At 57.4% G+C, this 15,185-nt stretch carries 11 protein-coding genes; 7 read left to right on the top strand and 4 right to left on the bottom strand.

The window, feature by feature from the left end; translation table 11 throughout:
• Positions 1 to 432 precede the first annotated feature (432 nt).
• Entirely contained in the window at positions 433 to 1,983 is a 1,551-nt protein-coding gene (locus tag GKZ67_RS12555; RefSeq protein ID WP_173242753.1) for a hypothetical protein, read from the bottom strand.
• Between the two features lie 142 nt (positions 1,984 to 2,125).
• Positions 2,126 to 4,015, bottom strand: a complete 1,890-nt coding sequence (locus tag GKZ67_RS12550; RefSeq protein WP_173242751.1) for an ABC transporter ATP-binding protein — start codon at positions 4,013 to 4,015, stop codon at positions 2,126 to 2,128.
• A gap of 156 nt (positions 4,016 to 4,171) precedes the next feature.
• On the opposite strand from GKZ67_RS12550, the gene GKZ67_RS12545 reads away from it, so the two are divergent.
• The 6 genes from GKZ67_RS12545 to GKZ67_RS12520 all read left to right on the top strand — a co-directional run bounded on the left by GKZ67_RS12545 (position 4,172) and on the right by GKZ67_RS12520 (position 11,678).
• A complete protein-coding gene (locus GKZ67_RS12545; protein WP_173242749.1) occupies positions 4,172 to 5,407 on the top strand; it encodes an MFS transporter in 1,236 nt (411 codons plus the stop codon).
• A gap of 148 nt (positions 5,408 to 5,555) precedes the next feature.
• Positions 5,556 to 7,085, top strand: a complete 1,530-nt coding sequence (locus tag GKZ67_RS12540) for a DUF3857 domain-containing protein (RefSeq protein ID WP_173242747.1) — start codon at positions 5,556 to 5,558, stop codon at positions 7,083 to 7,085.
• Positions 7,082 to 7,576: a hypothetical protein gene (locus GKZ67_RS12535; RefSeq protein ID WP_173242745.1), complete on the top strand. Its 495-nt coding sequence runs from the start codon at positions 7,082 to 7,084 to the stop codon at positions 7,574 to 7,576. Before GKZ67_RS12540 ends, GKZ67_RS12535 begins: the two co-directional genes overlap by 4 nt.
• Before the next feature lie 27 nt (positions 7,577 to 7,603).
• Positions 7,604 to 9,688: a transglutaminase domain-containing protein gene (locus tag GKZ67_RS12530; protein ID WP_173242744.1), complete on the top strand. Its 2,085-nt coding sequence runs from the start codon at positions 7,604 to 7,606 to the stop codon at positions 9,686 to 9,688.
• Between the two features lie 41 nt (positions 9,689 to 9,729).
• The gene (locus GKZ67_RS12525) at positions 9,730 to 10,317 is read left to right on the top strand and encodes a DUF3857 domain-containing protein (protein WP_173242742.1); all 588 of its coding nucleotides are present in this window, start codon (positions 9,730 to 9,732) and stop codon (positions 10,315 to 10,317) included.
• The gene (locus GKZ67_RS12520; RefSeq protein WP_173242740.1) at positions 10,317 to 11,678 is read left to right on the top strand and encodes a transglutaminase-like domain-containing protein; all 1,362 of its coding nucleotides are present in this window, start codon (positions 10,317 to 10,319) and stop codon (positions 11,676 to 11,678) included. Before GKZ67_RS12525 ends, GKZ67_RS12520 begins: the two co-directional genes overlap by 1 nt.
• A gap of 51 nt (positions 11,679 to 11,729) precedes the next feature.
• Here GKZ67_RS12520 and GKZ67_RS12515 read toward each other — a convergent pair whose 3' ends face one another.
• Positions 11,730 to 13,892, bottom strand: coding sequence for a ComEA family DNA-binding protein (locus GKZ67_RS12515; RefSeq protein ID WP_254244796.1), 2,163 nt, complete (start codon positions 13,890 to 13,892; stop codon positions 11,730 to 11,732).
• The gene (locus GKZ67_RS12510; protein WP_173242738.1) at positions 13,879 to 14,772 is read right to left on the bottom strand and encodes a hypothetical protein; all 894 of its coding nucleotides are present in this window, start codon (positions 14,770 to 14,772) and stop codon (positions 13,879 to 13,881) included. The genes GKZ67_RS12515 and GKZ67_RS12510 overlap by 14 nt, the downstream gene beginning before the upstream one ends.
• A gap of 147 nt (positions 14,773 to 14,919) precedes the next feature.
• Between GKZ67_RS12510 and yidD the strand changes: the two genes are divergently transcribed.
• On the top strand, positions 14,920 to 15,132 hold the full coding sequence (gene yidD / locus GKZ67_RS12505) for a membrane protein insertion efficiency factor YidD (RefSeq protein WP_173242736.1): 213 nt from the start codon (positions 14,920 to 14,922) through the stop codon (positions 15,130 to 15,132).
• Positions 15,133 to 15,185 lie beyond the last annotated feature (53 nt).

Here is a 15,185-nt window from a genome sequence, read left to right as displayed (position 1 = left end):
GCGTTGGACGACGCTGAAGGTACACCTTAGTTATTGCGGAGCTGGGGTAATCCCCAAATTCGGGTACCGGGCGGGCTGCCGGCTGTGCGCTTATCAAAAGAACGAGCGGCGTGGACCAAGAGCGGACAGCCGGCGAAAAGCCGGCAGCCCGCCCCAGCCAAGCTGTACCCGGACTTGGAATCCTCTCTAGGGCTGAAGATGACGCTGGCCAAGATATACCAAGAGGCTGAAGTTGCGCCGATGAGGCTGAACAGCTTATAACTATCTGCCTGGCAACTGAAGCAAATAAGAAAGCTGATGATAAAATTAACAACTGAAGCTAAATAATATTCGGTCAAGCCCCATGCTAACTGATAGTAGTACAATTATCGATTGTTGTTCCATCCGCCAGTCTTGCAGCATACCTTTTATTAGTGGCAGGTTTCTTTCACGTCATCTCAAATAAAAGTCAAACCCTGTCAAGGGGTTGTTCTCAAAATACTTTTTTTCTTCGTGCAACTCAAAAGCAAAGCTAAAAATTTTCTTTGCTCTTTCAAATTCGTCTGCTTTTGGCTGTGTAAAAAGTCTTATAGCTTTTACTTTCCACATTTTCAAATAATTAAAACTTAAATTTCTAATATTTTCATCTTCGTCAATTGTTCCAATTATGATATCTGCAATTGTCGTCCAGCCTCCAATATTGTTAAACATTTTCAACATTGCTTTTTTAAGGTCAACATTCCCTTTTTTATAAATTTGTCTTGCCCTTTCTAATACTTCAGTATTCGGTCTTTTTTGCAAAAACCCAATAGTAATGTTTCTAATACCAATAATCTCACTGCTCAATTCTTTAATTGCAAAAGCGTAGGCTTTTTGCTCATTTAATTTTATCAAAGCTAAAAAAGCTACCTTTTTAATATTTATTTGTTTGTCTTCTAAAAAAGGTTCTATATTTTCTGAAAATAGTTTGCCGTTGGTTTCTGCAAGCCCACAAATAGAAGCAAATATATCTGTGTTTTCTTCAAGATTATTATTATAGATTGTTGCAAAATCTGTAATCTCATCTTGTAAAGAAAACCTTGCAAATTCTCTAATTGATGCGGACTTGTCTGTCAAAAAATAATGAATTAATTGAGTAAAATTATTTCGACTTTTAAGCTTGTAAAGTACTTGAATTCTAACTCTTGCAGATTTGTCTTTTAAAAGGTTATTGATTTGCTCTTGTGATAATTTTTCAAAATGTTGAAGAGCAAAATTGCGAATTAAAAACTGCTTGTCATTTAGCAGAAGGGTTATGTCACTTGCAGTCAAATTTGTGGAATTTGAAATGTATTTGGCTAAAAGTAAGCGAATTTTATCTGAAAACGAATAGAAATTTTTGAAAATATATTCTTTGTTTTCTGTCATAATGAAATTGATTATTTCATTATGAGTAGCGCTTAAATCTGTCCGCTCTATTTTTTGTAGCCACTCGAAAATTGAAAGATTGTCAATAAATGCATTAATAAACTGTGGCTTTTTAAAATTCTCAATACCTTGCAACGCAATCTGTCTAACACCTTGCACCCAATCAGCTAAACGATAGATGATAAATTGAATGGCTTTTTCGTTGTTAGAAACAGATAACTTTTTAACGGCTTTCTCTCTGACATAACCATTGCTGTTTAAAGATGCAATAGATAAAAGTTGTACTAACTGCTCTTGAGTAAACGTGTTTTCGTAAATATCAATATCAGACTTTGAAATTTCACAATGTTTAAGTGTGTCATAATATTCCCTTTTTGTCTCAATTTTGGTAAAAAGTCCGATAATTGTGTTGCAAGTTGCGTTTTGGATTTCTTGTTTTTTGTCCTTTAAATATGGGATTAAGCTATAAATTATTCTTGGGTATCCATTTTCTAAAATTTTAGTCAAGGCAATAAGTCTTTCTTCAAGGTTGTCTTTTGGAAAAAGACAACCTTGTTTTTTGTTACTTAAAATTTCTAAGTAATTCAAAATGTCCATTTTGTTAAGAGGAGGGTGCTCGATAAACTTGTGCTAATATTTATATTGCCGTTGCTACCTCGGCGTGCAGTAGCGACAATCATATCACCAGTGGTATGATTGTCGCAAGTTAACAGTCTTCTCTAATTTCGGCAATCCACCTTTACCGATATCCTGCCGCCTGCAACGCAAACAGCTCAGCATAGCGGCCGTTTTGGGCCAGCAGCTCGTCGTGTGAGCCGATTTCCTGGGCGCGGCCGTGCTCTACTACCAGAATGCGGTCGGCCATGCGCACGGTGCTGAAGCGGTGGGAGATAAGCACGGCAGTTTTGCCCTTAGTCAACTCAGCAAAGCGTAGAAATACCTCGTGCTCGGCGCGGGCGTCGAGGGCGGCGGTAGGCTCGTCGAGGATAAGCAGCTGAGCGTCGCGCATGTAGGCGCGGCCGAGGGCGATTTTTTGCCACTCGCCGCCGCTCAGGTCCACGCCGCCGTTGAAGCGACGGCCAATCATCTGGTCGTAGCCCTGCGGCAGCTTGGCAATAACCGTGTCGGCCAGGCTCTGCTGGGCCGCTTGCTCAATGCGCGGCTGGTTCTGGCGCTCGTCGATACGGCCCACGGCCAGGTTCTGGCCGGCGGGCAGCTGGAAGCGCACAAAATCCTGGAAAATGACGCCGATTTCCTGGCGCAGCTCGGCAGGGTCATACTCGCGCAGGTCGTGGCCATCGAGCAGGATGCGACCTTCGCTGGGGTCGTAGAGGCGGGCCAGCAACTTGACGAGCGTAGTTTTGCCGGCACCGTTTTCGCCCACGAGCGCCAGCTTTTCGCCGGCCCGCAACTCGAAGCTAAGATGGCGCAGGGCCCATTTCTCGGCGTTTTTATACGTAAAGCCGACATCCTCAAACGTGAAGCCCTGCCGGATGGGGCGCGGAAAGGCCCGCACCGCCTGCCCCAGCCGGGGCCGCACAATGCGCGGCTCGATTTGAAAGAAGTCGAAGAAGTCCTGTAAGTACAGGGCGCCGTCGGCCACCTGGCTAAAGCGGCTCAGAATGCCTTCGAGCAGGCTGCGCAGCCGGGCAAACGAGCCCGCCAGAAACGTAAGCTGGCCGATGGAAATCGCGCCGCTCACGGTTTGCTTAATAATGTAGAGGTAAGCGCCATAATAGCCGGCTGCCCCGATGGCCGCGAACACCGTACCCCAACCGGCGCGGCGCAGGGCCAGAAGTTTATTTTCGCGGTAAAACTGGTCAGACAGCGTTTCGAAGCGGGCAATCAGGAAATCAGACAAGCCGAATATCTTCACTTCCTTGGCCGTTTCGTCGCTGGCGCCGGTCTGGCGCAGGTAGTCGAGCTCGCGGCGCTCGGGCGTCCAGGAATGCGAGAGCGAGTAGCTGCGCTCGTTGAAGTGGCTTTCGCCCAAAAAGGCGGGCACCACGGCCAGCAGCAGCAGGCCCAGCAGCCAGGGCTGAAACGCCACGAGGCCGCCGGCCAGCAGCACCAGGGTCACAGCATCCTGGCCCTGGGCCAGCACCTGGCTCATGAGCACCGAGCGCGAGAGCGTCTGGCGACGGGCCCGCTCCAGTTTGTCGTAAAAATTGCTGTCTTCGAACTGGTCAAGGTCCAGCTCGGCGGCGTGGCGCATAAGGCGCACCGAGCTGGCATTGGCAAACAAGTCGCCGAGCAGCGAGTCGAGCAGCGCCACGGCGCGGCCCAGCGCATCGGTGAGTAGCACCAGGCCGAATTCCAGCGCTACCAGCCCAAACACGGGCGCTACCACGCGGCTGGCAGCCGGCAGCTTGGTCAACTGCACGATGTCGTCGAGAATGAGGCGGCCGATATACAGCATGGCCAGCGGCAAGGCAGCTCTACATAGCCTTAACGCTATGTTCCCCAGGGTCAGGCCCGCCGAGGTTTGCCAGATGAGCCGGAGAAAAGCCGGCAGGTGGCGCAGCGCCGATACCCGCTGGCGCACGCTCACCGTGGGCTTTTCGGGGCCGCGCCCGGAGCCGGGGTTTTTAGCAGAAATAGTCTTGAAAAAGGATGATAGCCAACTCATAGACTGGGGTACTGACACATTTGGGGCCGGGCCGTACGAGTGGCCGTTTTGGCAGAACAGGGGTAGTGGAGGGAATAATGAGCGGGGTAGGGAGTACTGTTTAATGCCAGCCGGTCGCTACCCATTACTCCATCGTTCCCGACCTTTGTCGCACTTATGCTTGGTTCGTATTCGCGGGGCTTCTGGCTGATGTGCCTGTCGTCGTTTCTGTTTTTTCTGTCTTTCAACCTGCTGTTGCCCGAGCTTCCCGAGCACCTCAGCCAGCTGGGCGGCGGCGAGTACAAAGGGTTTATTATCGCCCTGTTTACGCTTACGGCGGCCATCTCGCGCCCTTTTTCGGGCAAGCTGGCCGATACGGTGGGGCGCATTCCGGTGATGGTATTCGGCTCGCTGGTATGCTTTCTGTGCGGCTTTGCCTACCCGTGGGCGCTCATGGTGAGCAGCTTTCTGCTGCTGCGGCTGCTGCACGGCTTCAGCACCGGCTTCAAGCCTACGGGCACCGCCGCGTTCGTGGCCGACATTGTGCCTACCGAAAAGCGGGGCGAGGCCATGGGCCTGCTCGGCGTAACGGGCAGCCTGGGCATGGCTGCCGGGCCGGCCTTCGGCTCGTGGGTGGCCGAGACGTTCTCGCTCAATGCCATGTTTTACTGCTCCAGCGCGGCGGCCCTGCTTTCGGTGCTGGTGCAGGGCACCCTTACCGAGACGCTACCGAAGGGGCAGCGGCAAAAATTCAGCTTTTCCTTATTAAAGCTGAAGCTCGATGAAATCCTGGAGCCCCGCGTGCTGGCGCCGGCGCTCACTACGCTGCTGTGCTTGTTTCCGTACGGCGCGGTGCTCACCGTAATACCCGACCAAAGCCGGCTGCTGGGCTTGCAGGGGCCAACAAAGGGTTTGTTCTATATATGCTATACCATTGCTTCACTGGCCGTGCGCCTGGTGGCAGGCAAGGCCAGCGATACCCACGGGCGCGTGCCGGTACTGCGCTGGTCGGCTGCTATACTGGCGTTGGGGCTGGCGGTGTTGGTGTGGTCGCCGTCGGTGCCGATATTCCTTCTCGGAGCTGTCATATTTGGGGTGGGCACGGGCCTGAACTCGCCCACGCTCTACGCTTGGACGATAGACCTGAGCCACCCCGAGCGGCGCGGCCGGGGCGTGGCGACCATGTACATTGCCCTCGAAGTCGGCATTGGCCTCGGGGCCCTGGCCGCCGGCTGGATTTTCGACAATCAGCCCGCCCGCCTGCCCTGGGTGCATGGCCTGAGCCTGGCGTGCGTGCTCGCCGCCATTGCCTACCTGCTGTTGGGCATACGGGCTACACCGGCCGGCCCGGCCAGCCACCAGGCATTGGCCGATGAAGCCATGGCCGTAGCCGGCCCCGAAGAGGTAGTGTAATTTTCGTGAGGAAGAGTTGGTAAATAGGAGGTAGGCACCTATTTTTACCCAGTAGAGGCAATGTATATCCTATTCTTGCCAGCTAGCTGCATTACTTCCTTCTATGATAAAAAGACTACTTGCCTCATTTCCACTAGCAGTCAGCGCTTTGGCACTACTAACTGCTACCAGTGCGCAGGCACAAAAAGCGCCCATGAAGGTAGTGGAGATAAAATTCGGCAAACCCGAGCCGGCCGATTTCGATGCCAAAAGCTTTGTGGCCGATAGCGCCGCGCCGGCCGTGGTGCTCTACGACTACGGGGCTACCCGGTTCCGGCTTAATGGCAGCAGCTTTCAGCTGGAGTCGGACCGGGTTACCCGCATCAAGATTTTGAAGAAGTCGGGCTACAACGTAGCCACGGTAGAGGTGCCCTTGTACCACCGCGACCGCTCCGAAGAAAAATTAGTGGGCCTGCGCGGGTTTACTTACAACGAGGTCGGCGGCAAGGTGGAAAAGGTGAAGCTTGAAATAGCTAAAGCCTTTACCGAGGAGCGCACCAAAAACATTCGGGTACGCAAGTTTACGCTCCCCAATGTGCGCGAAGGGGCTATTATTGAATATGCTTATACTGTAACTTCAGATTTCTTGTTCAACTTTCAGGACTGGTCTTTTCAGCGCGAGATACCTACCCGCTGGAGCGAGTTTCAGGCCGTAATTCCGGAGTATTTCGACTATAAGATGCTTATGCAGGGCTACGAGCCCCTGGTGCTGCAAACGCGGGAAGATTCGCAGATGCAATACAACCTACACACCGAGGCGAGCCTTGACCCAAGTGCGGCGGGCGGGCGCGTTGCATCGGACAATGAGCTGATTGTTGCCAAAGGCACTTCGTACCATTGGGCCATGCAGAACGTGCCGGCCCTACGCGATGAGCCTTATATGACTACCATGCGCGATTACGTGGCCCGTATCAACTTCGAGCTGGCCGGCGAGCGCATGCCGGGCCAGGGGTATCATAACGTGGCCGGCAACTGGGAAAAAATCAATATGGACCTGCTCAACAGCGACGAGTTTGGCGGACAGCTCGGGCATGTGGGCTTCCTGGAAGCGGCGCTGAAACCCCTCGTGGCCCAGTACCCCGACCCGGCTGCCCGCGCCGCAGCCGTGCGTGAGCTGGTGCTCAAAAGCGTGAAGTATGATGGCACCAACGGCTACTCGGCCAGTGGCCCGCTCAAGCGCAGCTATGACCTGCACCGCGGAACCGCCGCCGATGTGAACCTGCTGCTGATTGCCGCGCTGCGGCAGGCGGGGCTGGCCGTCGAGCCTGTCATCCTAAGCACCCGCGGACATGGCCGGGTTAATCAGAACTTCCCCTTGCTCGAGCAATTCAACTACGTAGTGGGCCTGTTGCCGCTGGCTGATAATCAGGAGCTACTATTGGACGCTACAGAGCCGCTGCTGCCCTGCGGCGTGCTACCCACGCGCTGCCTCAACCAGACGGGCCGGCTGGTGACCAAAGACGTAGCTGGGCGCTGGGTAAACCTGGCTCCGGCGCAGCGCCACAGTCATTATCAGGATATTAAGCTTACGCTCGACGAGCAGGGCAACCTCACCGGCAAGGTGCACGAAGAGCACGGGGGCTACTCAGGAGCCGCCGCCCGCGAAAAGCTTCAGCAGCTGGGGAGAAAAAATACGTGAGCGAGCTGGCCAGCCAGCATCCCAGCTGGGAATTTCCAGCCTACACTTTCGGTGAGGTAGGAGAAGTAAACAAGCCGTTGGCACTCAATTACGAGCTGCGCCAGCCCGCCAGCACCACTGGCAAGACCAGCGAGCTTTACATCAGTCCGCTGGCTTCGTTTGGGGAAGGCCGCAACCCGTTCAGCCACGCCGAGCGCACCTACCCGGTTGATTTTGGGGCTTCCAGCCTTGATGTTATTACCCTGACCCTGACCCTGCCGCCAGGCTACACGGCCGAGCTGCCCAAGCCCGCTACTATTGCCCTGCCCGACCAGGGAGGCCGTTATGTGTACATGGCCAGCAGCCCCACGCCGGGCACAGTGCAGCTGACCAGCCGGCTCACGCTCGATAAGCCTATTTACGGGGCCGGGGAATACGCTTCGCTACGCGAGTTCTACCGGCTGGCGCTGGCCAAGCAGGCCGAAGCACTGGTTATTAAAAAAGGCAGCTAGGTTTTCGTCGGTTAGTAGCCCATACAAATGAGATTCCTGCTAGAATTGGCTGCGCCCGGGTGGGTCGTGGGTGTACTGTTGTTGGTGGCTCAGCCCCAGCACGCTACTGCCCAGACGGTGGCTGGTAAGAAGGCGGCTCCGCTACCCATGCAGTTTGGCCAGCCTGAAGCGGCCGATTTTGAAGCCAAAAGCTTCGTAGCCGATAGCGGTGCCGTAGCGGTAGTGCTGTGCGACTACGGAACGGCGCGCTTTGGCAGTGTTGCCGGCGAGCTAAGTATTATTCACGAGCGCACCACGCGGCTGAAGATTCTTAAAAAAGCCGGCTACGACTACGCGACCGTGGAAGTGCCGCTTTATCATAAAGATACCAATGCCGAAAAGCTGTCTGGCTTACGCGGATTTACCTACCTTCGTGGGGCCGAGGGACAAGTTATCAAGACCAAGCTTGACGTTAGTACGTGCTTCGAAGAGAAGCGTACCAACAATGTGAAGGTGCTTAAGTTTACGCTGCCCAACGTACAGGAAGGAGCCATAGTAGAGTACGCCTACACGGTCACATCGACCTTTTTCAATAATTTTCAGGACTGGACATTTCAGCACGAAATACCGACTCGCTGGAGCGAGTACCGGACCAGTATTCCGCTCATTTACAATTATAAAACCCTGTATCGGGGCTACGCGCCCCTGGCCATAAATGAGATGAATACGGGCTCGGCGCAGCTGCTGCTCAACGACCGGGTGGCTGAGGGTGCGGGGGTGGGAGCCGGCATGACCGTTGGCATGGTAGGCGTGGGGGTAAATACCGACCAGCACCGCTGGGTGATGCGCGACCTGCCGGCTTTCCGCGAGGAAGCCTATATGACGACGGCCAACGACTACCTGCCCCGCATGACGTTTGAGCTGGTGGGAATACAGATGCCCAACCAAGCCTATCGGGACCTGGCCGATAGCTGGGTTAAAAAGAACACGCTGCTTCTGAGCAGCGAAGACTTTGGCCAGGCGCTGGAGCACACCGGCTTCTTAAGCGCGGCCCTGAATCCTATAGTGCTGCAATACCCCGACCCGGCTGCCCGTGCGGCGGCCGTACGCGAGTGGGTGCTGAAAAGCGTGAAGTACGATGGTACCAACCGCTATTCGGCCAGTGGCCCGCTTAAGCACAGCTACGAGCTGCACCGGGGTACGTCGGCCGATGTAAACCTGCTGCTGATTGCCGCCCTGCGAGCAGCTGGCCTTACTACGCAGCCCTTGCTGCTGAGCACCCGCACGCATGGCCAGGTTAGTCAGGAATATCCACTGCTGGAGCAGTTTAACTATGTAATAGCCCTCGTGGAGCTGCCGGACCAGAAGGAGCTTTTGCTCGATGCTACCGAGCCGCTGCTGCCGGCCGGGATGCTGCCTACTCGCTGCCTCAGCATGCTGGGCCACACGGTGCCCGCCACGGGCGAAGGCCGGTGGGTGAACCTGGTGCCTGCCCAACTGCACAACCGCTACCAGGCCGTGCAGCTGACGCTCGACACGCAGGGCAATCTGAGCGGGCAGGTAAGCGAAGAGCAAGGCGGCTACGCGGGTTTCGCCGCCCGGGAGAAGCTCCTGGCGCAGGGCGAAAAAAAGTGCGTCAGCGAGCTGGCCGGCGCCCATCCCAGCTGGGAAGTAGCCAGCTACGCCTTTGGTGGGCAGCAAGCGCCGGCGCAGCCGTTGAGCCTGCGCTATGAGTTTAAGCAGCCAGCTGCTACTGCTGGTGAGGCACGCGAGCTGTATATCAGTCCGTTGCAGGAGTTTGGTGAACGCCAGAACCCGTTTCGTCACGCCGACCGCACGTTTCCTGTCGATATCGGCATGCGCCAGCAGGAAATCATAATCGTGACCCTGAAGCTGCCGGCGGGCTACACGGCCGAGTTGCCCAAGTCAGCCGTCTTGGCTCTGCCCGATAATGGCGGGCGCTACGTGTACGCTGCCAGTAGCCCTACCCCAAACACGGTAGAGCTGGTAAGCCGTCTTACCCTCGACAAGCCCGTTTACGGAGCCCGTGAGTATCAGGCCCTGCGCGAGCTGTATCGCCAGATGCTAGCCAAGCAGGCCGAAGCACTGATAATAAAAAAGACGCAGGGGTAGGCCTTCTTTAACAGAACCTTTAGTAATTTATAGAAATATTTATGCTTATACCTCTATTTGCCTCCTTGGTACTGCTCAGCAGCCCGATACCTAAGTACCCGGTAGCGGCTATTGCGCCGTCCCTGCGCGAGAATGCGCACGCCGTGGTCCGGTCCTACGATAAAGTAGTGGTTGTAAAGTCGGCTAGTCAGCTCGTAGAAACGGTGCATAAAGTGGTCACGGTACTAACCGAGGCCGGTAGCGACGATTACGGCCGGCTGGTGGTGAATTACGACGCCCTCAACCACATTGGGTATCTGCGCGGAGCAGTATATGATGCCCAGGGAGTATTACTGCATCAACTGCGTTCGTCCGAAGTACACGACCAGGGGGAGGGCAGTGCCGGTGGCAGCTTCATGACCGACTGGCGCGTGCGCTACGCCGACCTGCGCCAGCCGGTTACGCCCTATACGGTGGAGTTTGACTATGAGGTTGTTTCGGAAAATACACTGTTTTATCCCAACTGGCAGCCGCAGGACGGTGAAAACGTGGCCTTGGAAGGAGCCACCCTGCAAGTAACCACGCCTACCGCGCTACCGCTACGCTTTGAGGAGCAGCTACTGCCCGCCGGTGCCGCTACGGCCCCGTAGTGACGGGGGCCCAGACTACCTACCGCTGGCAGCTGCCTGCTGCCCCCGCAATGGAAGCCGAACCCCTTTCGCCGGCCCTTTCCGAGCAGCTACCGGCCGTACGCCTGGCCCCGGCTACCTTCGAGGTGCAGGGCCACGCCGGCTCGCTGGCCTCCTGGCAAAGCCTGGGCTTATGGACCTATCAGCTGGGCCAGGGCCGCGATGTGCTGCCGCCGGCCCTGGCCGCCAAGATGGCGCAGCTGCTGGTTACCCAGCCCGACCCGCGCGAGCGGGCCCGCAAGGTTTATGAGTTTTTGCAGGGTTCTACCCGCTATATCTCCGTGCAGCTGGGGCTGGGTGGCTGGCAAACTGCCCCGGCCAGCAGCGTAGCCTCGGGAGGCTATGGCGACTGCAAAGCGCTGAGCAACTATACCTGTGCCTTGCTCAAGGCGGCGGGCCTGCCTGCTTACGTAGCGCTGGTGGGGGCCGGCAGCAATCACGCCGATATGCGGGCCAGCTTCCCTAGTAGTCAGTTCAACCACATGATTTTATGTATGCCGCTGCCGGCCCGTGGCACTACGCCCGCCGATACGGTCTGGATGGAGTGCACTAGCCAGACTGAGGCGTTTGGGTACATGGGCTCTTTTACCGGCAACCGGCACGCACTCCTGCTTACACCCGAGGGTGGCCGGGTGGTGGCTACGCCGCGCTACGGTGCCCAGGCCAACCGCCAGCAGCGCCGTACCGACCTCTGGCTTGATGCCAACGGTGATGCTAAGGCAACTGTGCATACCCGCCGGGTTGGGCTGGCGCAGGATTTGTACGCTCAGCTGCTGCACGAGGCTGACCCCGATGAGCAAAAGAAATACGTGTCAGGTAGGTTGAATTTAAGCCATTTTACCATCACCAGTCTGCGGCTGGCAGCAGCCCCGCTGGCCACGCCCCAGGCATTACCCAGCGTGGTAGAAACACTTGGCCTCGACCTGCCTGGTGTGGGCACCGCCGCCGGCCGCCGCCTGCTGCTGGCGCCCAATCTGCTAGGCCGGCTGGCGGCGCTGCCCCCGCAGGTGGGGCCGCGGCAGTCGCCACTGGCCTTGCCGCTCGCCAGCCTTCACCAGGATACCGTGCGGCTACACCTGCCGACGGGTTTCCGGGCTGAGAATCTGCCCGTGCCTACGCAGCTATCTTCTGCCTACGGCACGTATTCAAGCTCGTGCACAGCTCTGCCCGATGGCACTCTGCAATACGTGCGGCAGTTTGAAACCCGTCGGCCCAGCGGTGCTACGCTGCCACCAGGCAAATATTCTGACTATCAGGATTTTCGCCGTAAAATCAGCCAAGCCGATAAGGCCCAGGTAGTCTTGGTCAAGACCGATGCCTGACAGCTAGCCTATAGCAAATTCGAAATGGGTCTTATGCCGAGCAGCTTCCACTTAAAAGCGGTAACGTAGCTGGCCCGTTACCTCCGAGCGAACGGTCCCCTTTATTTCTTCCAGCCCCGAGCCGATGGTAGCTTGGTGGCGGTAGCGGGTTTCGGCATACCGCAGCCATAAGCTAACATGCTTGTTGAAGGCAACCTGGCCGAGTAGATAGGCGCGCGTACCCTGCCCGTAGAGCGCCGGCACCGATACGGCGTACAGCACATCCTGCTCAAACGCGTACTGCCGCGTATCGTAGTCGTCGGTGTCAAACACGGCGTAGCGGGCGGCCAGCGATACCCGGCGCGCCAGTTGCAGCGAGGCATCCTGGCTTAGTACGTAGCCGCGCCGCCAGGGCAGGCCCGCATCGGCTTGCAGGTAGCTGGCTTGCAGGCGGGTGCGCAGGCCCAGTCGGGCCGTGGGCTGCACCTCGCAATACAGCAGCAGCGCGTGGCGCAGCTGCTCGCCGGGCAGTGGCACCGGCCGTCCCGTGAGGCTTGCCGGCAGGTCGAGCGGCTTTAGCCGGACGCGGTACTGGGCATAAAGCAGGCTGGTTTTGGAAGGGGTGAAGGCTACCTGCAGCAGCGCATCCTGGCCCTGGCTGGGTGCAGCTACCCGATAGCGCAGCCACGGAAACCGAAACTGGTCGAAATAAGCTGAGATTTCCCAACGCGCCCAGGGCCGCACCTTCAGCCCCACATATAGTCCGGTTTCGTTGCTGTTGCGGGTGTTTTCGCTCAGGGCGTTGCCATAAAAAGTGTGAAAATCGACCGTGTACTGCCGAATTAGCACCGCTGCATCCACGGCCGGACCAAGGCTGGCGAGCAAGCCGTTTACCGAGCCGAGCCCGCTCCCGGCGCTGCATCCGCTTTCGCCAAACAGTAGCAGGTTGCGCCAGCCGTAGCTGTAATGTAGCCCAAACACTATATTTTGCCGGCCGCTGAACTCGTAGCGGTTGTACGGCTGCGGGCGCTTTAACAGCGCTGTGCCGTAGTAGGTGCCAACGGCAGTAAAGCCCAGCGCCAGGTTACCATCGGTACTCAGGTAGCCGAGGTGCCCGCCGGCTATAGTTTCACGCTGCCGCTGGCGGTTGGCCAGCTCGGTAGCCGTGCGGTGCAGGCCCGTTAAGAGCAAACTACTGCTAAACTCATCGAATTGCGCCAGCGAATCGGTGCTCTGTCCGGCCGTAGCATCAATATTTTTGTGGGAGGCAAAAGCTGTCGCCTCCCAGCGTGGGGCCAGCTGGTAGGTAGCCGCGACTCCCCGGAAAAACGTGTTTTCGAGCAGCGCCGCGTAGGGCCGCACCCCTAGTGAGGGCCGGCGCAGCGACGTTATCGTTTCGGCTCCTTTGCCCGCCGCCAGCCCCGACGACAGCAGTAGTCCCTGCCCAAATTGGAGCTGATAATCGCCCAGCGCCAGCGTTTTGAGCCGGCCCTGGTCGTAGAGTACAAAGTGGGCCGATAGAAAATCGGGCCCGTACTGGCGTTGGGCTGGCTGCCAGGTCAGGCGCTCGCCCGCATCTTTCTTAGCGGCAAAGCCCAGGCTGAAATCATGCGCATGGCTCACGCGGTAGCGCAGCACCAGCGCATCGGGCGAGCCAAGGTAGCGCTGGGTCGGCCGCCCCTGAAAGCTGTCGGCCGGCGAGTAGCCTTTACGCTGCTGCAGCACGCGCTCGTAGCGCAGCAGCGCGGCATTATTCTCTTCATTTTTAATGCGTTGCCACAATGGCCCGCGGGCCATTGTGGCGCTGGCGCCCTGCACGGTCACGAAGGGCGCAACGCGCTCAATGCTAGCCAGGTCCCATTCCGGCACGGCCTGCAGCTCGTATACGCTTAGTAGCGGGCCGGTAAGCTGGCGGTGTTTTAAGAGTGCCGCCACCTGCTTTTCGCTCAGTAAGGGCAGTGCCCGCAGCTCTTCGGGGCTGGCGGTGTTGAGGTTGAGCGGCGACTGGTAGTAGAGCAGCAGCGTGCCGTACAGGTCTTCGTACGGAATCTGGTCCGATTGAATTTCCGCAAAAAGCTCCTGGGCAAGTCGGTCGAAGTCGGGGGCGCGGCGCGGAAAATCCTGCGCAGCAGCCCGTTCGGGCAGCAGCCCGGCAAAAAGCAAGCTTGAAAAAGCATAAATCAGAAATCGGGAAAACGACGCTTCGCTACGCATCATCGGCTTACGGTTTTTCATTTCCGGGCTCACCCGGCCCCAGGTGCCAGCTCAGGCTGAAGTAGTGGCTCAGGCCCAGGGCCGCCTGCCAGCCCGCCGCGTAATCAAACCGGAAGCTGCCGGCCCGGATGCCCACGCCGGCCGTGGTTTGCTGGCTGCCGCTGGCGTAGCCCAGGCGCACGGCTACGGCTTCAGCGGGCAGGTATTCGAGGCCGGCTTTCATGCCGGCCGGGCGTTCCACATCTTTTTCGGCCTCGGCCAGTAGCAGCACCTGCTTGCCGGGGAGGTAGGCCAAGCCAGCCCGCAGCACGGTCGGCACGCGCTCGTCCTGGTAGTCGGCCAGCCGGGCCTGCGTCAGATTATACAGATAAACGCCCAGCGTGAGGCGCCGGGGCAGTAGCTCGGCCTGCCCGCCCAGCGAGGCAGCCAGCGTGCGACGGCTGCCCAGGTCCTGAAAGCTCACTTGCAGCGCGTCGAGCCGCCCACCCACGCTCACCGCGCCCAGCCGGTAGCCATACGCTATGCCTACTTTGATTTCATTATATAGAATTCCACCAAAGCGTTGCGCCTCGAAGCCCAGTACGCCGTTTCCCGCGCGGGCGGGCAGTGCGGCGGTGGCAGGCTCAACTTCGCCCAGCGGCAGGGCCAGCGCCACGGCTGTGGCGTTAAGACTCGGCAGAAGGTAGAGGTTTTCCAGGTACACGCCCACTAAAGGCGTGGAAAGGCCAGCCAGGCCAGCCGCGTTGTTGGCCGCCGCCCATACCTCGCCGCTAAGCGCGGAGGACGCATTGCCCAGCCCCTGCGCACGGGCCCCGTGGCCAGCCGGGCCATTGCCCTGGCCGAATAGCACAGAAGGAAGCAAAAAAAAGCTCAGCAGCAGCGTAGATAAAGCGTGTTTCAAAGAATTAGCTGTAAAATATAAGCATATCAGTTATGGGGGAGTCAAATTTATGAAATATAAATGAATTTCCGTATGCGCCCCGGTGTTTTCGGGTCAGCTAACTGATAGCTGCCGAACTTTGCACGGCTATCTGGGCTTCTACTGACTATGCTTCGCCGTGTGTTGCTGCTGCTTGTGCGCTTTTACCAGCTGTTTATCTCGCCGCTTACGCCACCGAGCTGCCGCTACACGCCTACCTGCTCGGCCTATGCGGCGGAGGCCATTGGCCGGTACGGGGCCTGGCGGGGCGGGCGTTTGGCGCTGCGTCGCATTGGCCGCTGCCATCCGTGGGGCGGGGCGGGCTATGACCCGGTGCCCTAGTATGAAGAGGTAGTGAGGGCTCAGCCTTGCGGACAGGTTTTCCGTACAAGCGG

Origin of the sequence: Hymenobacter sp. BRD67, assembly GCF_013256425.1 — a bacterium.
Taxonomy (GTDB): domain Bacteria; phylum Bacteroidota; class Bacteroidia; order Cytophagales; family Hymenobacteraceae; genus Hymenobacter.
Note: the sequence above shows the minus strand (reverse complement) of the source record. Positions and strands in the feature narration are given on the sequence as shown.

Coding starts and splice junctions, on each gene's coding strand:
- yidD (WP_173242736.1), top strand. CDS start 14,920: ATGCTTCGCCGTGTGTTGCTGCTGCTTGTGCGCTTTTACCAGCTGTTT.
- GKZ67_RS12530 (WP_173242744.1), top strand. CDS start 7,604: ATGAGATTCCTGCTAGAATTGGCTGCGCCCGGGTGGGTCGTGGGTGTA.
- GKZ67_RS12545 (WP_173242749.1), top strand. CDS start 4,172: ATGCTTGGTTCGTATTCGCGGGGCTTCTGGCTGATGTGCCTGTCGTCG.
- GKZ67_RS12550 (WP_173242751.1), bottom strand. CDS start 4,015: ATGAGTTGGCTATCATCCTTTTTCAAGACTATTTCTGCTAAAAACCCC.
- GKZ67_RS12515 (WP_254244796.1), bottom strand. CDS start 13,892: ATGAAAAACCGTAAGCCGATGATGCGTAGCGAAGCGTCGTTTTCCCGA.
- GKZ67_RS12525 (WP_173242742.1), top strand. CDS start 9,730: ATGCTTATACCTCTATTTGCCTCCTTGGTACTGCTCAGCAGCCCGATA.
- GKZ67_RS12555 (WP_173242753.1), bottom strand. CDS start 1,983: ATGGACATTTTGAATTACTTAGAAATTTTAAGTAACAAAAAACAAGGT.